Source organism: Streptomyces glaucosporus, from assembly GCF_039533345.1.
Taxonomy (GTDB): domain Bacteria; phylum Actinomycetota; class Actinomycetes; order Streptomycetales; family Streptomycetaceae; genus Streptomyces; species Streptomyces glaucosporus.
This window is the reverse complement of record NZ_BAAATJ010000008.1, coordinates 122,947-140,614: the sequence shown is the minus strand read 5'-3', so window position 1 is coordinate 140,614 and position 17,668 is coordinate 122,947. Positions and strand designations below refer to the sequence as shown.

16 protein-coding genes and 1 tRNA gene are annotated in these 17,668 nt (G+C 75.9%); 9 read left to right on the top strand and 8 right to left on the bottom strand.

The window, feature by feature from the left end:
• Positions 1-49 precede the first annotated feature (49 nt).
• Complete coding sequence (locus tag ABD358_RS11780; protein ID WP_344630869.1) at positions 50-1,480, top strand: GH1 family beta-glucosidase; 1,431 nt, start codon at positions 50-52, stop codon at positions 1,478-1,480.
• A gap of 119 nt (positions 1,481-1,599) precedes the next feature.
• Here ABD358_RS11780 and ABD358_RS11775 read toward each other — a convergent pair whose 3' ends face one another.
• The 3 genes from ABD358_RS11775 to ABD358_RS11765 all read right to left on the bottom strand — a co-directional run bounded on the left by ABD358_RS11775 (position 1,600) and on the right by ABD358_RS11765 (position 4,107).
• A complete protein-coding gene (locus ABD358_RS11775) occupies positions 1,600-1,833 on the bottom strand; it encodes a hypothetical protein (protein ID WP_344630868.1) in 234 nt (77 codons plus the stop codon).
• 144 nt (positions 1,834-1,977) lie between these two features.
• A complete protein-coding gene (locus ABD358_RS11770) occupies positions 1,978-3,357 on the bottom strand; it encodes an ATP-binding protein (RefSeq protein ID WP_344630867.1) in 1,380 nt (459 codons plus the stop codon).
• 27 nt (positions 3,358-3,384) lie between these two features.
• Complete coding sequence (locus tag ABD358_RS11765) at positions 3,385-4,107, bottom strand: response regulator transcription factor (RefSeq protein WP_344630866.1); 723 nt, start codon at positions 4,105-4,107, stop codon at positions 3,385-3,387.
• Positions 4,108-4,185: 78 nt separating this feature from the next.
• On the opposite strand from ABD358_RS11765, the gene ABD358_RS11760 reads away from it, so the two are divergent.
• Complete coding sequence (locus ABD358_RS11760) at positions 4,186-4,746, top strand: hypothetical protein (RefSeq protein ID WP_344630865.1); 561 nt, start codon at positions 4,186-4,188, stop codon at positions 4,744-4,746.
• A 28-nt stretch (positions 4,747-4,774) separates the two neighbouring features.
• Here ABD358_RS11760 and ABD358_RS11755 read toward each other — a convergent pair whose 3' ends face one another.
• The 3 genes from ABD358_RS11755 to ABD358_RS11745 form a co-directional block, all read right to left on the bottom strand.
• Positions 4,775-5,662 (bottom strand): spermidine synthase, encoded by an 888-nt coding sequence (locus tag ABD358_RS11755; RefSeq protein ID WP_425576309.1) that lies wholly within the window; start codon positions 5,660-5,662, stop codon positions 4,775-4,777.
• A 37-nt stretch (positions 5,663-5,699) separates the two neighbouring features.
• Entirely contained in the window at positions 5,700-6,149 is a 450-nt protein-coding gene (locus tag ABD358_RS11750) for a hypothetical protein (RefSeq protein WP_425576307.1), read from the bottom strand.
• A gap of 401 nt (positions 6,150-6,550) precedes the next feature.
• Positions 6,551-7,147, bottom strand: a complete 597-nt coding sequence (locus ABD358_RS11745) for a histidine phosphatase family protein (RefSeq protein ID WP_344630863.1) — start codon at positions 7,145-7,147, stop codon at positions 6,551-6,553.
• Positions 7,148-7,360: 213 nt separating this feature from the next.
• Here ABD358_RS11745 and ABD358_RS11740 point away from each other — a divergent pair, with 213 nt between their 5' ends.
• The 6 genes from ABD358_RS11740 to ABD358_RS11715 all read left to right on the top strand — a co-directional run bounded on the left by ABD358_RS11740 (position 7,361) and on the right by ABD358_RS11715 (position 12,866).
• Positions 7,361-8,524, top strand: coding sequence for a hypothetical protein (locus tag ABD358_RS11740; RefSeq protein WP_344630862.1), 1,164 nt, complete (start codon positions 7,361-7,363; stop codon positions 8,522-8,524).
• Entirely contained in the window at positions 8,524-10,059 is a 1,536-nt protein-coding gene (locus tag ABD358_RS11735; RefSeq protein WP_344630861.1) for a hypothetical protein, read from the top strand. Before ABD358_RS11740 ends, ABD358_RS11735 begins: the two co-directional genes overlap by 1 nt.
• Positions 10,060-10,199: 140 nt before the next feature.
• Positions 10,200-11,483: an AAA domain-containing protein gene (locus ABD358_RS11730; RefSeq protein WP_344630924.1), complete on the top strand. Its 1,284-nt coding sequence runs from the start codon at positions 10,200-10,202 to the stop codon at positions 11,481-11,483.
• A gap of 107 nt (positions 11,484-11,590) precedes the next feature.
• Complete coding sequence (locus ABD358_RS11725; protein WP_344630860.1) at positions 11,591-11,947, top strand: hypothetical protein; 357 nt, start codon at positions 11,591-11,593, stop codon at positions 11,945-11,947.
• Positions 11,948-12,132: 185 nt separating this feature from the next.
• Positions 12,133-12,774, top strand: coding sequence for a bifunctional DNA primase/polymerase (locus ABD358_RS11720; RefSeq protein ID WP_344630859.1), 642 nt, complete (start codon positions 12,133-12,135; stop codon positions 12,772-12,774).
• An 18-nt stretch (positions 12,775-12,792) separates the two neighbouring features.
• Positions 12,793-12,866, top strand: a tRNA-Lys gene (locus ABD358_RS11715).
• A 78-nt stretch (positions 12,867-12,944) separates the two neighbouring features.
• On the opposite strand, the gene ABD358_RS11710 is transcribed toward ABD358_RS11715, so the two are convergent.
• On the bottom strand, positions 12,945-14,159 hold the full coding sequence (locus ABD358_RS11710; protein ID WP_344630858.1) for a M6 family metalloprotease domain-containing protein: 1,215 nt from the start codon (positions 14,157-14,159) through the stop codon (positions 12,945-12,947).
• Between the two features lie 466 nt (positions 14,160-14,625).
• Here ABD358_RS11710 and ABD358_RS11705 point away from each other — a divergent pair, with 466 nt between their 5' ends.
• Positions 14,626-16,449, top strand: coding sequence for a putative bifunctional diguanylate cyclase/phosphodiesterase (locus tag ABD358_RS11705; protein ID WP_344630857.1), 1,824 nt, complete (start codon positions 14,626-14,628; stop codon positions 16,447-16,449).
• Here ABD358_RS11705 and ABD358_RS11700 read toward each other — a convergent pair.
• Complete coding sequence (locus ABD358_RS11700; protein ID WP_344630923.1) at positions 16,419-17,576, bottom strand: LLM class flavin-dependent oxidoreductase; 1,158 nt, start codon at positions 17,574-17,576, stop codon at positions 16,419-16,421. The genes ABD358_RS11705 and ABD358_RS11700 overlap by 31 nt on opposite strands.
• Between the last annotated feature and the right edge of the window lie 92 nt (positions 17,577-17,668).

Genomic DNA, 17,668 nt, shown 5'->3' with positions numbered 1-17,668 from the left:
CCCCACACACCGTCTCCTTCCGTACGACCTTTGATGGGAGCGCTCCCATATGAGCCAATCCGCTTTCCCCGCCGACTTCCTCTTCGGCTCGGCCACCTCCGCCTACCAGATCGAGGGCGCCGCCGCCGAGGACGGCCGCACACCGTCGATCTGGGACACCTTCTGCCACACTCCGGGAAAGGTGCTCGGGGGCGACACCGGTGACGTGGCCGTGGACCACTACCACCGCTGGCGCGACGACGTCGAGCTCATGGCCGACCTCAACCTCAACGCCTACCGGTTCTCCATCTCCTGGTCCCGCGTGCAGCCCACCGGCCGCGGTCCCGCCGTCCAGCGCGGCCTGGACTTCTACCGCTCGCTGGTCGACGCGCTGCTGGAGAAGGGCATCACCCCCTGGATCACCCTCTACCACTGGGACCTCCCCCAGGAGCTGGAGGACGCCGGCGGCTGGCCGGAGCGCGCCACCGCCGAGCGGTTCGCGGAGTACGCCTCGCTCGTCGCCGACGCGCTCGGCGACCGCGTGGAGCGCTGGACCACCCTCAACGAGCCCTGGTGCTCGGCCTACCTGGGCTACGGTTCGGGCGTCCACGCCCCCGGCCGCACCGACCACACCGCCGTCCTGCGCGCCGCCCACCACCTCAACCTGGCCCACGGCCTGGGCGTCCAGGCGCTGCGCGCCGCCCTGCCCGGCCGCGCCCAGATCGGCATCAGCCTCAACCCGGCCGCCGTCCGCGCCCTCACCGACGACCCCGACGACCTGAACGCCAAGCGGCGCATCGACGCCCTGGCCAACCGGATCTTCGACGGCCCGATGCTGCGCGGCGTGTACGACGAGGACCTCATTCAGGACACCTCGCGCCTGACCGACTGGAGCTTCGTCAAGGACGGCGACCTGGCGAACATCCAGCAGCCGCTGGACGCGCTGGGCATCAACTACTACACGCCCACCCTGGTCTCGGCCTCCGCCGACCGGAAGCTGCCGCGCCGGGACGGCCACGGCGGCGGCGAGCAGTCCCCCTGGCCCGCCTCGGAGGACATCGCCTTCCACCAGACGCCGGGCGAGACCACCGACATGGGCTGGACGATCGACCCGACCGGTCTCCACGACCTGCTGATGCGCTACCACCGCGAGACCGGCGGCATCCCGCTCTACATCACCGAGAACGGCATGGCCTGCGCCGACAAGCCGTCCCCGGACGGCACCGTCCACGACCCCGAGCGCATCGCCTACCTGCACAGCCACCTGCAGACGGTGCAGCGGGCGATCGCCGACGGCGCCGACGTCCGCGGCTACTTCCTGTGGTCCCTGCTCGACAACTTCGAGTGGGCCTACGGCTACAGCAAGCGCTTCGGCGCGGTGTACGTGGACTTCGAGACCCAGGCCCGCACCCCCAAGTCCAGCGCCCTGTGGTACGCGCAGGTCGCCCGGACCGGCGTGCTCCAGGAGCCCGACGCGGTGCGGGAGCCGGTGGCCGACTGAGACCGGCCGGCAGGGGCGGGGCGCAGCGGGTGTGGGGGGTGGAGACCGCTGCGCCCCGCCTGCCGTGGGGGGTGGCCGGCACACAAGGGGCCCTCGCGGGCCCCGCGGAGCGGGAAGTGCTACAGGCGACCCGGGGAGGCGGGCCCCCGCGGGCCCGTCTCCGCGCCGTCGCCGTACGCGGACCCGTGGATCCGCGCCGTGCCGGCCGCGGCGTCCGGCGCACCCTGCGGGTGTGCCGTCACCGCGCCGGCGAGGACGAGTCCTCCGACCGCGACGGCCGCCGCCGCGAGCGCGTCGGCGAACGGCTGCCGCCGCCCGTCCGGGCGGCGCCGCTGCACGGCGATGCTCCTCATCCGCTCCTGCCTCGGTCCTGTGGGGGACGTGGACAGGGAGCACGCTAGCGACTCCGGGCCCGGCGAACCACCCGGTGCGGGCGCGCGGTCCGGGACTTATGCCTCTCTTAAGGCGGACCTACGGAAGACCTGAGGAAACCGCCGCTACCGGCGTGCGCGCCGCCGCACCCGGTGCCCGCGGCGGCCGGCGTCCTCCGCCGGCGCCCCGCCCAGCGACAGCCAGACGCGGACCTCCGTCCCTCCCAGCACCGAGCGGCCGATCCGCACGTCGCCGCCGGTGGACTCCGCCACCCGCCGCACGATGTCCAGGCCCAGCCCCGTCGAGCCGGGCCCGCCGTCGCCGTGGCCGCGGCGCAGGGCCGCGTCGGGGTCGTCGATGCCGGGGCCCGCGTCGGAGACCAGCACGATCACCGAGTCGCCCCCGGCCGAGTGGTGCACGTCCACCGCGAAGGCCGTGCCCTCGGGGGTGTGCCGGAAGACGTTGCCGAGCAGCGCGTCGAGCGCCGCGGCGAGCTCGGCCCGGGCGACGGGCACGCGGACGGGCTCCCCGACCCCGGCCAGCCGCACCTCGCGTCCCTCGTCCTCGGCGAGCGCGGACCAGAAGGCCATCCTCTCCCGGATCACCTCGGAGGCGTCGCAGACGGCGCCGGCTCCCGGCGCCCCCGGAGGCTGGGTCCGCTGTTCGCGGGCGGTGCGGATGATGTGGTCCACCTCGCGCTCCAGTTGCGCGACCGCCTCGCGGGTCTGCTCCGCGGCGTCGCCGTCCCCGAGCGAGGCGGCGTTGAGGCGCAGCACGGTCAGGGGGGTGCGCAGCCGGTGGGAGAGGTCGGCGGCCAGTTCGCGCTCGTTGGCCAGGAGCTGGGCGACCTGGTCGGCCATGGAGTTGAACGCCGCCGCGGCCCACCGCAGTTCGGCGGGCCCCTCCACCGGGACCCGTACGGCCAGCCTCCCGGCGCCCAGTTCCTTCGCGGCCCGGGCCAGCCGTTCGGCCGCGCCCACCATCTTGGTGCCGAGCCGGTCGGCGATGACGACGGAGGCGACGACGAGGGCGAGCCCGGCCCCGGCCAGGACGAGCCAGGCGGTGGCGACGCCGTTGGTGACCTCCTCCTCGGGCACGAACACCTCGATCACCGCGGTCCCGGCGGTGGTGACGACCGGCTGGAGCAGGGCGAAGCCCCCCTCGACCGGGATGACGGTGGACCCCCGCAGCCTGGCGACGGTCCCCATCTTCCCGTCGGGCACCCGCCGCCTGCCGAACCCGGCGGCCTCGCCCTTCCGTCCGGAGGGGGCGTAGACCGCGATCCGGCCGCTGGTGCCCGCCTGGGTGCCGGCCAGCGCGCGGTGGAGCTCGTCGCGGTCGCCGGTGATGGCCAGCACGGGTATGACGGTGCCCGCCAGCCGCTCGGCGTTGGAGAAGGCCCGGTCGCGGGCCATCTCCCTGACCACCAGGGCGAGCGGCACGGCGAAGGCGACCACCACCATCGCGGTCACGGCGATGCACACCTTGACCAGGGCCCACCTCATCCGCCGCTCCCCCTCACGGTGTCTCCCTCACGGTCGCGGGGAGGATCCCTCCGGCTCCCCCGCCGGCTCCCGCGGAGGCTCCAGTTTGACGCCCACACCGCGCAGCGTGTGCAGATAGCGGGGGTTGGCCGCCGTCTCGCCGAGTTTCCGGCGCAGCCACGACAGGTGGACGTCTATGGTCTGGTCGTCGCCGTAGCTCTGCTGCCAGACCTCGGCCAGCAGCTCCCTGCGCGGCACGACGACGCCGGGGCGCCGCGCGAGGAAGGTCAGCAGGTCGAACTCGCGGCGGGTGAGGTCCAGGGGGCGTCCGTCGAGCGAGGCCTGCCGGCGCAGCGGGTCGATGGCCAGGCCGCCCACCCGTATCACGCCCGCCGCGCCCTGCGCGCCGCCGCGCGCGCGGCGCAGCACGGCGGTCATCCGGGCCGACAGGTGCTCCACGGAGAACGGTTTCACCAGGTAGTCGTCGGCGCCGTCGTTGAGCAGCCGGACGATCTCCGCCTCGTCGTCCCGCGCGGTGGCCACGATCACCGGGACCTGGGTGACCCCGCGCAGCATCTTCAGCGCCTCGGCCCCGTCCAGGTCGGGCAGGCCGAGGTCGAGGACCACCACGTCGAACTCGTGGTGGGCGACCTCCCGCAGCGCCTCCAGGGCCGTTCCGACACTGCGTACGGTATGGGAGGCATCCGCCAGGTGCCGGATGAGGGCGGAGCGTACGAACTGGTCATCCTCGACGACGAGAACACGTGCCATGGGCCGCACGTTACGGCATGCGCGGACACGTCGAGGAGGCACCGGAGCGGGCGCGAGCGGACGGAGGGAAACGTCGGGATGCGCGGGACGCGGCTGCGCGGGGTGCTGCGGGGGCTGGCCCACGCGGGGGCGTGGGTGCTGGCCACGGGGGCCGGGATGACGCTGTCCTGGTACGGGGTGAACACCGTGGTGTCGGGCACCTCGTACGATCCGCCGCGCGTTCCGCGGATCTCCGGGAGGACGGTCCCGCCGTCCCCGGCGGCCGAGCCCAGCACGGACTCCACCCGGCGGCCCAGACCGCCCGCGCCTTCCGGTTCCGTGAAGTCCCCCCGGCGTCGGGAGGGTTCGGCCTCCCCCGCCGCCTCCCGCTCCCCCGGCGGCACGCCGAGGACGCGTACCCGCGCCCCGGCCGGGGAGGTGGAGAGCCGCAGTCTCCGCGGTGGCCGGGTCGCCTTCGACCTGGGTCCGGACTCGGCGACGCTGGTGTCCGCCACGCCCCACGCCGGATGGGAGATGCGGGTGTGGCGGGAGAGCGACTGGATCCGGGTCACCTTCACCCGCGGCGCGGAGGCGTCGACCGTCTTCTGCCTGTGGAACGGCACTCCGCCGCGGGTGGTGGTCGACGAGCACGGCGGCTGACCGGCGCCGTCCGGCGGCCCGCCGGACGTCAGCGGCGGTGGAAGACCCGCTCGGGCGGCTGCGGCGAGGGAGCCGCGGTGGCGTCCGTGACGGGGGCTGCGCCGCCGGTGAAGTCGGTGAGCGCCCGGCCGTGCTCGACCCGCCCCGGGTGCGGGTCGCCGGCCGCGCGCCGGGTGAGTTCGGCGACGGGCAGCTCCCGGTCGGACGCGGCCAGGACGGCGTTGCCGAAGCGCCGTCCGCGCAGCACGGCGGGGTCGGCGACCAGGCACAGCTCGGGGAAGACCGCGGCGGCCGTGGCCACCTGGGCCCGCAGGTGGGCGAGCGGCGGCCCGTCGGCGATGTTGGCGGTGTGGAGCCCGCCGGGGCGCAGGACGCGGCGGACCTCGGCGAGGAACTCGACGCTGGTCAGGTGGGCGGGGGTGCGGGCCCCGCCGAAGACGTCCGCGACGACCAGATCGGCCCAGCCGTCGGGGATCCTGGCCAGTCCGGCGCGGGCGTCGCCGCCCCGCACCCGTATCCGCCAGGCGCCCTCCAGGGGCAGCTCGCGGCGGACGAGGGCGGTCAGCGCGGCGTCCGCCTCGATGACCTGCTGGGTGGAGCGCGGCCGGGTGGCCGCGACGTAGCGGGCGAGGGTGAGGGCGCCTCCGCCCAGGTGGAGCGCCCGCAGGGGGCGTCCGGGCGGGGCGGCGAGGTCGATCAGGTGGCCGATCCTGCGCTGGTACTCGAAGTCCAGGTGGGTGGGGTCGTCGAGGTCCACATGGGACTGGGGGGCGTCGTCCAGGAGCAGGGTCCAGGCGCGCGGCCGGTCCGGGTCGGGCAGGAGCCGGGCCAGTCCGCCGTCGACCGGCTCGCTCACCGGTTCCCTGGTCCGCCTGCCGCCCTCGCGCCGCCGTCCGTTCCTCGCCACACCGACCAGTATCGCCCCCGCGGGGCGGGCCGGCCCGCGGCCCCGGTCAGGGGAGGGCGCGGGAACGGTTCCGCGTCCGGCCCTCGGCGGCGGCGATCGTGCGGGCCGCCTCGCCCAGTGCGGCGCGCAGGCCGGCCGGCTCGGTGGCCGGGGCCTGCGCGTCCTCCGGCCGCACCAGCCATCCGGCGCCGGCGACCGGCGGGTCGCCGGGGCCGCCGCCCCGGCGGCGGACCGGGGCGCAGGCGCTGCCCGGCAGGTCCCAGGCGCCCGCGGTGCCGGGCGGCACCAGGAAGCCGAGGGTGCCGCCCGTGCCGTCGTGCAGCACCGGGCCGACGCCGTGGCGCAGACGCAGGATGTCCACGGCCTCCAGACCCTGGCGGGCGGGCACGGTCACCAGGTCGTAGGGCGTCTCCGCCGGCTCGGTGCCGCCGTCCGGCCCGGTGGGGCGCCGGGCGGGCGTCGGGCGGCTGCCGGTTCCGTAACCGGTGTCCAGCAAGGGGAACCCCTCCTCCGCGGTCTCTGTACGGAGGGTCCAACGAGCCGTCCTGTCAACCGCTACGGCGCGGCGTCTGCGCGCCCGGCGGCGACGCGCGGCCGGTCACGTGTGGGATATCCCGTTTGTCGACATAACGCTCCGCACCGGCGGTGCGGCGGCCGGTGCGGAGCGCGGGCGGCTTCGCCGTCCGGCCGCACCGGCCGGACCGGAGCGCCGGTGCGTGTTCCCGGCCGTCCGCCCGCCGGGCCGCGCCCCGGGCCCGGCCGGACCGCCCTCGGGCGCGCCGCGCGCGGACCGGGGGCGCATGGCACGGAGAGCGCGCCTGCGGAAGATCTTTTCCGCCCTGGCCTGCCGCGCGCCGCCCCAGGCACCCGGCCGGGTCCGCCGCGCGGCCCGCCCGCTCACTCCAGATGGCCCGTGTCGTTCCAGCGTTCGAGCGCGGGCTCCCCGTACGCCCAGCCCAGGATCGACAGGGCGCCCGGGTCCAGGCGCAGGCGCATCGCGAACGACGGGTCCACTCCCAGCCAGCGCGCCCCCAGGACCCTGAGCAGGTGGCCGTGGGCGAACACCAGCACGTCCCGCTCCTCCGCCCGGGCCCAGGAGACCACCTCGTCGGCGCGGGCCGCGAGGCCCTCCAGGCTCTCGCCGTCCACCACGCCGTCGCGCCAGATCACCCAGTCCTCCCCCGCGCGCTCCCTGATCCCGGGGGTGGTCAGTCCCTCGTACGCGCCGTAGTCCCACTCCCGCAGCGCGTCCCACTCGCGGGCCCGGTCGCCGAAGCCCGCCAGTTCGCAGGTCTCGCGGGCGCGGACGAGCGGGCTGGTGCGGACCTCGGCGTCCGGCAGCCCGTTCCAGGGCGCCCGGCGCAGCCGCTCCCCCAGCCGTCCGGCCGCCCGGCGCCCCTCGTCGAGCAGGGGAATGTCGGTGCGGCCGGTGTGCCGGCCGGACCTGGACCATTCGGTCTGGCCGTGCCGGACCAGCAGGATGCGCGGTGCCATGTCGGGGACCCGCCTTTCGGGAGTGCTCGGTTCCGCCACCGTGCGGAACGGTCTGTCCCCCACATCCTCGCGCCCGCCCGCGGCGGGCGCCGAACGGCCCCACCGGTCCCGGGGGCGTCCTTCCGCCCGGGGCGTCCTTCCGCCGGGGGCGCACGGCCGTCCGGGAGGACCTCGCCGCCGCCGCTGTCACAACCGGATGCCACACTTCCCCGGGTGAGCGACATCCCCGACAGCCAACCGACGACAGCCCTGCGCCGGCGGCTCGCCGAACTGCGCGGCGCCGACGTGGCACCACGTCCTCTCGACGCGCGGGCGCTCGCCGCGCTGGCCGCCAACCCCGGCTGCCGCCGCCGGGCCCTGCTGGACGGCGCCGGGGTGGACAAGGGCACGCTGGCCCAACGGCTGGGCGCCCCCGCCCCCTTCGGACAGTCGCAGTTCGCGTTCGCCCGCGGCCACGCCTTCGAGGCCCGGGTGAAGGGCGACGGCGGGGCCGAGCTGCTGCGCCTGGTCCACGCCCGCGTCGGCGCGGCGGGCACCCCGCCCCCCGAACCCGGCGAGGTGTCCGTCCCCGACCTGTCGGCGCCCGGCCCGGAGGGACGCGCGGAGCGCACCCGGCTCGCCCTGGAGCGGGCCGTGGCGGAGGGCGGCTGGACCCTGCTGGACCATCCGATGGTGCGGCTGGAGGTCGCGGGGGCGGTGGTGCACCTGGAGCCCGACGCGGTGGCCGTCCACCCCGACGGCCGCCAGACGGTCGTGGAGATCAAGTCCTTCCCGATCCTGGACGGTTCCGCCGATCCCGCGAAGGTCGGCGCCGCGGCCCGGCAGGCGGCGGTCTACGCCCTGGCCCTCCGGGCGCTCGGCGGCCGGGTGGACGAGCGGGCCCTGCTGGTCTGCCCCAGGGACTTCTCCAACCTGCCCACCGCCGAGGCCGTCGACCTGCGCAGGCAGTTGGCCACCACCCGGCGGCAGCTCTCCCGGCTGACCCGCCTGGAGGAGATCGCCGCCGCGCTGCCGGAGGGCGTCACCTTCGACCCCTCCCGTCCCGCCGGCGAACTGGCCGACGCCGTCCGGTCCGTTCCGGCGGCCTACGCCCCGCAGTGCCTGTCCACCTGCGAGTTGGCCTTCCACTGCCGCGAACGCGCCCGGGCGGCGGGGGCAGTTGAGGTCCTGGGCCGCGAGGTGCGCGGAGAACTGGGCGGGCTGACCACCCTCGAAGCCGTCCTGGCCGCGGCCCGCGACGACGGCGACGCCGGCCCCTGCGACGACCCGGCCGCCGCCGCGCTGCGCCGCGCGGCCCGGCTGCGGGCCGAGGCCCTGGCGGGGACGGCGGCACCGGCGGGGACGGCGGCTCCGGCGGGGTCGGCGGGGAGGTCCTGATGCCGCTGATCTCCACGCTGGCCCGGGTGGAGGCCGCCGCGACCGGGCGGGCCCAGCCCCTGGCGACGGTCCGTCACCGGCACCTGGCGGAACGGCCCCTGGTCCTGGTGCCGCTGACCACCGCCGGCGAGGCCGGCGCCCCGCTGGGGGCGATGGTCGGCACCGACCGGGACGCGCCGCGCCTGCTGGTCGTGCCGCAGCCGCGCGACCGCACCCTGCGCTTCGCGTTCCTCGCCGAGCTGGCCGACGCCGTCCTGCCCCACCTGGAGTCCGCCCAGGACGCGGTGGAGGTCCAGGAGCGCACCGAGACCGATCCGGAGACCGGGAAGCGGGTGAAGGTGGAGGTCGAACTGTGCGCGGACGCGCCGCAGTTGATCGTGCCGAACACCGCGGGGATCTCCTACGTACGGCTGCTGGGCCGCTCGACCCGCTTCCGCCGCACCGCCGAGGAGGACCCGGACGCCCCCTACCCGGCGCCCGCCCGGCTGCCGCTGCTGGGGCGGTGGCTGACCCACTACGGGGAGCGGGCGCGGGTCCCCGGATCCTCTCTGCTGCTGGCCATGACGGAACTGCTGGGCCGCCACTGGGCCACCGGCCAGAGTCGTCTGGAGGACCAGCACCTGGGCGCGCTGCTCGCCTGGATCGGGGCCGGGGAGGGCGCCTCGGGCGCCGAGGCCGCGCTCCGTGTGGAACTGGAGCGCGACGGCAACGGGCTGCTGCTCACCCCGCCCGCCGGCCCGGCCACCGACCCGGCCTTCGACAACCGCAGGCTGGCCCCGGCCATCGCCCGCCACGACGCGGGGCTGCCCGGCGCCGAGGAGGAGATCCGCGAGCTGGTCGCCTCCCAGCTCCGTCCCACCTGGGACGCGGTGTGGCGGGGCCTGGACCTGCTGCGCGCCCTGCCTCCCGGCGCCCGTGTCGCCGACCGCTGGAAGCGGGACCGCTGGTCCTACACCGCCCACCGCGACCGGCTGCGGGCCGGCGAGCCGCCGCAGCCCCGGCGCGACGACGCGGTGACGGCCGCCCGCAAGCTCGCCGCGCGGGAGACGGCGCTGGCGGAACTGGCCGCGCAGGAGGCGCTGGACGACCCGCTGGTGATGGCGGAGCGGAGGCTGGCCGGGGAGGCCTTCGCGGGCGAGGTCGTCGAGGTGGAGATGGCGTACTCGGAGGGGAGGCGGCCGATGCCGCGCCCGCTGGTCACCGTCCGCACCGACGACCGGCCGCACCTGGAGGAGGACGACCGGGTGTACCGGGCCCTGGCGGACGGGAGGACGCAGCCGGGGGTGTTCGTCGCCTCCCCCGGACCGGGGCTGCTCACCGTCCGGCTGACCGGCGGGATGGGACGGGGGAAGGTCCCCGAGGCCGGGTCGGTGCCGGAGAAGGGCGAGACGGTGTGCTGGACGCTCTTCGAGCACGCGCCGCGCGGCGGGCCGGACCTGCCGGACCCGGAGGAGACGCCGTGGACGCACGGCGGCCCGCCCGATCCCGACGCCCTCGACGCCCCCGATCCCGTGACCGCGGAGGACCTCCTGTGACCGACACCGCGACCGGCACCGCTGCCGACACCGCCGGCCGCACCGCGACGGACGCCTCTGCCCGCACCGCGACCGGCCCGGCCGCCGGCGGGGCGCCCGCACCGGACCCGGGCGCGGCCGCCGCGGCGGCGACCGGGGCGATCCTGCGGGACACCCTCTCGGGAGCCCACCGGGGCGTGGTCGTGGACTCGCCGCCCGGCGCCGGGAAGACCACCCTGGTGGTCCGCGCCGCCCGCGAACTGGCCGCGACGGGACGTCCGCTGATGATCGTCGCCCAGACCAACGCCCAGGTGGACGACCTCGTGGACCGGCTGGCGACCGCCGATCCGGAACTGCCCGTGGGCAGGCTCCACAGCAGCGAGGCCCAGCCCTACGACCCCGTGCTGGACCGGCACCCGTCGGTGGTGAAGTCGGCGAAGGCCGCGGACCTGGCCGGGCTGGACGTGGTGGTCTCCACGGCCGCGAAGTGGGCGCACGTGCGGGGTGCGGGGCCGTGGGAGCAGGCCATCGTGGACGAGGCGTACCAGATGCGGTCCGACGCGCTGCTGGCCGTCGCCGGGCTGTTCGAGCGCGCGCTGTTCGTCGGCGACCCGGGTCAGCTCGACCCGTTCAGCCAGGTCGCCGCCGAGCAGTGGGCGGGGCTGTCGTACGACCCGTCGGCCAGTGCGGTGACCACGCTGCTGGCGCACAACCCGGACCTGCCCGTCCACCGGCTGCCGGTCTCCTGGCGGCTGCCGGCCTCCGCCGCGCCGCTGGTGTCGCGGGCGTTCTACCCGTACACCCCGTTCCGCAGCGGTACCGGGGAGGGCGAGCGGCGGCTGGAGTTCTCCGCGCCCCCGGACGGCTCCTCCGTGGACCGGGTGCTGGACGAGGCGGCCTCCTCCGGGTGGGGGCTGCTGGAGCTTCCCGCCCGCCACACCCCGCGCACCGACCCGGAAGCGGTCGCGGCGGTGGCCGCCGTGGTGCGGCGGCTGCTGGAGCGCGGCGGAATGGCCTTCGGCGAGCGTTCGCCGCAGCCCGCGCCGGTGACCGCCGACCGGGTCGCGGTGGGCACCGCCCACCGGGACCAGGCGGCGGCGGTCCGCGCGGCGCTGGCCTCCCTGGGCGTCACCGGCGTCACGGTGGACACCGCGAACCGGCTCCAGGGGCGGGAGTTCGACGTGACGGTGGTCCTCCACCCGCTGTCGGGCCGTCCGGACGCCACGGCCTTCCACCTGGAGACGGGCCGGCTGTGCGTCCTGGCCTCGCGCCACCGGCACGCCTGTGTGGTGGTCTGCCGCGCGGGCGTCGCCGAGCTGCTGGACGAGCACCCCTCGGCCGAGCCGGTCCAGCTCGGCGTCGAGGTGAAGTTCCCGGACGGCTGGGAGGCCAACCACGCCGTCCTGGACCACCTCGCGGGCCACACCGTCCCCTGGCGTCCGTGACCGAACGACGAACCTCCGCATACCGGGCGGAAAGGTCACCCGGGCGGACGCCGGGCGGGAACAAGAGGGACAATGGGACGCTGTCCACGACCCACGGAGGTAGTTCCATGCCCGAGCCGAACCCGGCTCCGGAACCGCACGGCGAGCCGCGCCGGATGCGGCCCGTGCCGCTGCGCTTCGAGCCGAAGGAGGCCACGGCGGATCCCGAGCACTTCTTCGACCTGGAGTCGATCGAGGACCCGCGCGAGCTGCTCGGCCGCGCCACCGAGCTGGCGCTGGCCTTCCGGGCGGCGGCGGACCGGGCCGTGGAGTTCCAGGCCGTCGCGGCGGCGCAGCTGGCCGACCCCAGCCGCTTCGACCGGATGACGGACGAGGCGATCGCCGAGCAGGCGGAGTGGACGGCCGACTACGCCCGCAAGATGATCGAGTTCGGCCGCGAGCTGATGGCGGACCGCACCCCGTAGCGGCCGGCTCCCCGCGGCGAACCCGCGGCGGCCCCGCGGCAGTCCCGCCACCATGGCCCGCCATGACCAGGGCCACCGCCCCCGGCATATGCAAAAGGGCGGACCCTACCGGATGCCGCCGCACCGCGTCCCGTTTTCCACGATTTCCAGGGACGGTACACAGGCCGGCGGTGACTCTGGATGGCATGAGTGACACCGCCGCGTATGTGACCCCCGCCGGAGCGGACTGGCTCGCGTCCGCCAGCGCCTTCCCGCGCAGCGTCCACGCCCTGTGGTCGGTGCGCCCCGGCACTCCCGGCGTCCTGCCCTGCGGCACGGCCTTCGACGTGGTCAGCGTCGGCACGCTGTTCGGGCGCCGGATGCTCGACCGGCTGTGGACCGCCGGGCCGGGCACCGGGCCGGTCGCCCTCCACGGCGGCCGGATGCTGCTGTTCGCCGAGCCCGGCACCGCCCAGCGGCTGCCCGCGCTGCTGCGCTGGCGGGAGTGGCAGGGCGGGGGCTCCGGGAGCGGGGACCGCGCCGCGGAAACGATCCCCCCGCTGCTGTGCTACGGCTTCGGGGACGCCGTGACCGTTCCCCCGCCGGTGCCCGGCGAGGGCTGCCCGCCCGGCACCCGCTGGCTGGTCGCCCCGGACGTCCGCCACCCCTGGCTGCCGGGCGCGGACGCCCTGCTGTGGGCCTGCGTGCGGGCGGCGCGCACCGGCGACGCCGGGTACGGGAGCGGATCCGGGACGGGGTACCGGGCCGGGTGCGACCATGCGGTGGAACGGGGGGCCCGGAAGCGGGCGCGAACCGCCGATTTCCGCTCCCTCGGACCAGGGTGCTAAGGTCTACCACGTCAGCAGGCGCCGCTAGCTCAGTTGGTTAGAGCAGCTGACTCTTAATCAGCGGGTCCGGGGTTCGAGTCCCTGGCGGCGCACAGACATCGGGAAGGCCCCCGCGGAAGCGGGGGCCTTCCCGTTTTCCCGTCTCCGCGGGGGTTGTCCGGCGCCGCCGCTCACAGCTCCGTCCCGAGCACGCCCCGCACCGACACCTCCACGCGCCATCCCGCCGCCGTCCGGTCCCGCACGGACACCCGGACCGCGGCGCTCCCGGTGTCCACCTCCATGGTCTCCCCCGCCCCCAGCGGCGCGTCGGCCAGCGGCGGGTAGACCGAGAGCCGGCCGCAGGCCCCGCTGTCGGGGTGGGCGTCGAGCACCCGGACGGGGCCCTGCGCCGAGGCGACGTCGCTGCGCACCCGGTACACCAGCACCCCGCTGGTGCAGGTGGTGGCGTCGTTGCCGCTCGGTTCGCGGGCCTCGATCGCCAGCGCCTCGGTGCGGCCCGTGCGGACCACGACCAGCCGGGTGTCGGCCTCGCCGGGCGGGCCGCCGTCCCGGCCCGGGGCACTGACCGCCCGCAGGGTGTGCCGGGTGGCGCCGGTCTCGGCGCGGCAGTCGATCCCGCGGCCGTTCAGCCAGCCCAGCTTCCACTTGTGCCAGCCGAAGGGTTCCGGGGACAGCCCGAACTGGCTGCCCATGATGTCCCAGTCGCCGACGTGGGTGTCCCAGTCGCCGTCCTCCTCCTCGGGCTGGTGGTAGAGGTCGGGCAGGTCGAACACGTGGAGGGTCTCGTGGGCGAGGACGTTGCGGTCCGGCGGGTGCTTCTCGAAGACCGTCACGACGCGGTGCAGCTCGGTGCCGTCCACGGTGATGGGCCGGTCGAGGTTGACCACCTTGGTGGCGTCGGAGTTCACCCCGGGGGCGTCGGGGTCGGCGACGAGGTAGACGATGTCGTACGCGCCGAAGTCCACGTGCGGGTCGGCGGCGGCGACGGCGTCCCGGAGGTAGGCGGCGCGCAGTTCCGGCGCCCAGTCGCGCTGTATCCCGTACGCCCGCGAGTCGGCGCCCATCTCGAACCAGCGCGGCACGGGGCGCGGGCGCAGCGTGAAGGTGCCGTAGGAGGCCCGTTCGAAGAACTCGGCGGTCTCGGGGAAGTAGTCGGCGACGAGCCGGCCGGGGGTGGTGGCGGGCCGCGACTCCGGGAAGGACAGGAAGATCATCAGGGCGTCGAGCGCCCGGTCGGGCCTGGGGTAGTCCGGGTGCCAGGTGTCCAGTCCCTCGGAGTGGTGGGTGCCGGTCCGCTCCAGGGCGCAGGAGGCGGCGGAGGCCGCGACGGCGACCGGTCCGGTCACCAGGCTCGTGCCGATCAGCGCGGAGAGCGAGGTGAGCACCGCCCCGACCCTGCGGAACCGCGGGTCGGAGCAGAAGCCCCCCGGCCGGGGCGCGCGCCCCTGCCCCCCCTCGGTCCCCCGGGTCCAGCGCGTCCTGCGCACATCGTCCTCCCGCGTGGTGTCGGGGCACGGTGCCCGCTTCGGGGGCACGGCACCCACTGTGTGCCTTCCGCTCCCCGCGTGCCCCGTTCCGCTACGCCGTACGAGTGACCCCCTACAGCATTACCGTGCGTGACAATCGGTCATCATCGATCGCCGACGCAAAGCCGCCGTGCAGGAACGATCAACCTGTTGAAAACGCGCCCGCGGGCGCCGTCACATGCCCCCCGAACAGCTCGCGCGGCACTGGCTCAGTCGCCCGATAAGCCTCTATGATCGCCACATTTCCAGGGCGGATGCCCCAGCGAGGGCGGCGGCCCACCGTCCGGGCCATCCGCGTCAGACGAGTCCCCTGCGGGAGCGATCGGTGAATGGACCCCTCGACGGACCGGGCACACGGCCGGGTGACAGTCCCGGCACGACGGCGCCGACCGTAACCGACGGTAGTCGCCCCTCGGGCCCCGGGCCCTCCGCCTCCCCCGACGTCCCGCCCGGGACCGGCCCCGATCCGGCGGCGTTCCGCGCCGCCTTCGAGGCCGCCCGGCTGGCGATGGCCGTGATCGACGGCGAGGGCCGCGTCCTGGCCGCCAACCAGGCGCTCGGCCGGCTGCTGGGCTCGCCCGCGGGCGAGCTCACCGGCACGCCCGTCGCCTCCCTGGCCGGACTCGGCCTCGACGACCGCGCCCGCGCCGACTGCCAGGCCGTTCTGGAGGGGCGCAGCGAGGTGATGAGCTGCACCCGCCGCCTCAAGCACGGGGACGGCCGCCCCGTGTGGGCCGAGGTCACCGTGGTGCCCACCGGGCGGTCCGGGGGGCGGTCCGGCAGCGCCCTCCTCTCCGTCTCCGACGTCAGCGAGCACCACGACCTCCGGGAGCGGCTGCGCCACCTGGAGATGCACGACCCGGTCACCCGGCTGCCCAACCGGACCCTGTTCTTCGAGCGGCTGTCCACCGCGCTCTCCGAGTCCACCACCGGCCGGATCGGGCTGTGCTACCTGGACCTGGACGGCTTCAAGGCCGTCAACGACACCCTCGGCCACCGCGTGGGCGACCTCCTCCTGGACGCGGTCGCCCAGCGCCTGCGCCGGTGCGCCGAGCCGGGCGGGCACCTGGTGGCGCGGCTGGGCGGCGACGAGTTCGCCCTGCTCGCCGAGGCGTCGACCGGCACCCAGCCGCTGACCGAGCTGGCCGAGGAGGTGCTGGCCGCGCTCCAGCAGCCCTTCGACCTGGCCGGGCAGCGGCTGGCCGTCTCCGCGAGCATCGGGGTGGTGGAGCGGCCCGCCTCGGGCACGTCCGCGACGGAGCTGATGCAGGCGGCCGACACCACGCTCTACTGGGCCAAGGCCGACGGCAAGGCCCGCTGGACGCTCTTCGACCCCGAGCGCAACGCCCACCGGGTGACCCGCCAGGCGCTCTCCAGCACCCTGCGCCCGGCGCTGGAGCGCGGCGAGTTCGCGCTGGAGTACCAGCCGATCGTCTCCCTCCACGACGAGTCGCTCACCGGGGTGGAGGCGCTGGTGCGCTGGCGCCACCCGCAGTTCGGCACCCTCGGCCCCAACCAGTTCATCGGGCTGGCGGAGGAGAACGGCGCCATCGTGCCGCTGGGCCGCTGGATCCTCGCCGAATCGTGCCGGCAGGCCCGGCGCTGGCAGCTCGAACACCCCGACCGGCCGCTGTACGTCAGCGTGAACGTGGCCGTGCGGCAAGTGTGGGACTCCGACCTGGTGGCGGACGTCGCCGCGGTCCTGAAGGAGACGGGGCTGCCCTCCGGACTGCTCCAGCTGGAGCTGACCGAGTCGGCGGTGATGGGGTCGGCGGGACGGCCCCTGAAGGCGCTCCAGGCGCTCTCCGCCATGGGGGTGCGGATCGCCATCGACGACTTCGGCACCGGCTACTCCAACCTCGCCTACCTCAGCAGGCTCCCGGTGCGCGGGCTGAAGCTGGACGGCATGTTCGTCCGCGGGTTCCGCGCCGCCCGTCCCCTCAACCCGGCGGACGAGACGATCGTCACCTCACTGGTCCGTCTCGCCCACGATCTGGGCCTGACGGTCACCGCCGAGTGCGTCGAGGGGCCGGCCCAGGCCGACCGGCTGCGCCGGATCGGCTGCGACACCGGTCAGGGGTGGCACTACTCCAAGCCGGTGCCGGCGGACCGCATCAGTCAGCTGCTGGTGGGGGACGGCAGGCCGTAGGCGTCGGCGACCAGGTCGTAGCTGCGCACGCGCGCCTCCATGCCGTGCGCCTGCGAGGTGAGCATCAGCTCGTCCGCCCCGGTGCGCTTGGCCAGGGCGTCGAGGCCGTCGCGGACCTGCCCGGCCGTGCCGTACACGACGTTGGACAGCCAGCCGCGCACGAACTCGCGCTCCGCCTCGCCCATGGCCCGCTCGTACTCCTCGGCCTCCTCGGGCGTCGGCACCAGGCCCGGGCGTCCCGTGCGCAGCCGCAGCATCGACAGCGCCCCGGTCATCACCTGGCGGTGCGCCTCCCGCTCCTCGTCCGCCGCCAGCGCCGACACGCCGATCAGGGCGTACGGCTCGTCCAGCGTCTCGGAGGGCCGGAACGAGGAGCGGTACAGGTCCAGGGCGGGGAGGGTGTTGGCCGCCGAGAAGTGGTGGGCGAAGGCGAAGGGCAGGCCCAGCCGCCCGGCGAGCTGCGCGCTGAAGCCGGAGGAGCCCAGCAGCCACACCGGCGGACGGTTCGCCGACTGCACCCCGCCGGGCACGGTCCCCTGGACCGGGCCGGGGACGGCGTGGATGCGGGCGTAGGGGTGGCCGTCGGGGAAGTCGTCGTCGAGGAAGCGGATCAGTTCGGCGAGCTGGCTGGGGAAGTGGTCGGCCACCTCGTGCGGCCGGTCCGTGCGCCGCAGGGCGGCGGCCGTCGCCCCGTCGGTGCCGGGCGCGCGGCCCAGGCCCAGGTCGACCCGGCCGGGGGCGAGCGCCTCCAGGGTGCCGAACTGCTCGGCGATCACCAGGGGCGCGTGGTTGGGGAGCATCACGCCGCCCGAGCCGAGTCGGATGGTGGTGGTGTGCGCGGCGAGGTGGGCCAGGATGACGGCGGGCGAGGAGCTGGCCACGCCGGGCATCGAGTGGTGCTCGGCCACCCACAGGCGGTGGTAGCCGCGGCGCTCGGCGGTCCTGGCGATCGCCACGGACGCGCGCAGCGCGTCGGAGGCGGTGTGGCCCGCGCCGACGGTGGCGAGGTCGAGCACGGACAGGGGGACGGGAGCGGCGCCGCGGGCGGCGCCGCGTACCGGATCGCCGCCGGCCGGGCCGTTCGCGGCCTGGTCGTTCCTCGGGTCGCCGCCGGTCACCGGATCCATCGGGGCCATCGGGTACTGCCTCCTCGGGTGTGCTGGTCGCCGAAGGGGAACAAGCCTCCGGCCGGGGGGTTTATTCCGCCGGCCCGCTGTCG

Excerpts from the sequence above, each read along its gene's own strand:
- ABD358_RS11770 (WP_344630867.1), bottom strand. The coding sequence starts at position 3,357 with ATGAGGTGGGCCCTGGTCAAGGTGTGCATCGCCGTGACCGCGATGGTG.
- ABD358_RS11775 (WP_344630868.1), bottom strand. The coding sequence starts at position 1,833 with ATGAGGAGCATCGCCGTGCAGCGGCGCCGCCCGGACGGGCGGCGGCAG.
- ABD358_RS11765 (WP_344630866.1), bottom strand. The coding sequence starts at position 4,107 with ATGGCACGTGTTCTCGTCGTCGAGGATGACCAGTTCGTACGCTCCGCC.
- ABD358_RS11780 (WP_344630869.1), top strand. The coding sequence starts at position 50 with ATGAGCCAATCCGCTTTCCCCGCCGACTTCCTCTTCGGCTCGGCCACC.
- ABD358_RS11725 (WP_344630860.1), top strand. The coding sequence starts at position 11,591 with ATGCCCGAGCCGAACCCGGCTCCGGAACCGCACGGCGAGCCGCGCCGG.
- ABD358_RS11735 (WP_344630861.1), top strand. The coding sequence starts at position 8,524 with ATGCCGCTGATCTCCACGCTGGCCCGGGTGGAGGCCGCCGCGACCGGG.
- ABD358_RS11700 (WP_344630923.1), bottom strand. The coding sequence starts at position 17,576 with ATGGATCCGGTGACCGGCGGCGACCCGAGGAACGACCAGGCCGCGAAC.
- ABD358_RS11745 (WP_344630863.1), bottom strand. The coding sequence starts at position 7,147 with ATGGCACCGCGCATCCTGCTGGTCCGGCACGGCCAGACCGAATGGTCC.
- ABD358_RS11720 (WP_344630859.1), top strand. The coding sequence starts at position 12,133 with ATGAGTGACACCGCCGCGTATGTGACCCCCGCCGGAGCGGACTGGCTC.
- ABD358_RS11760 (WP_344630865.1), top strand. The coding sequence starts at position 4,186 with ATGCGCGGGACGCGGCTGCGCGGGGTGCTGCGGGGGCTGGCCCACGCG.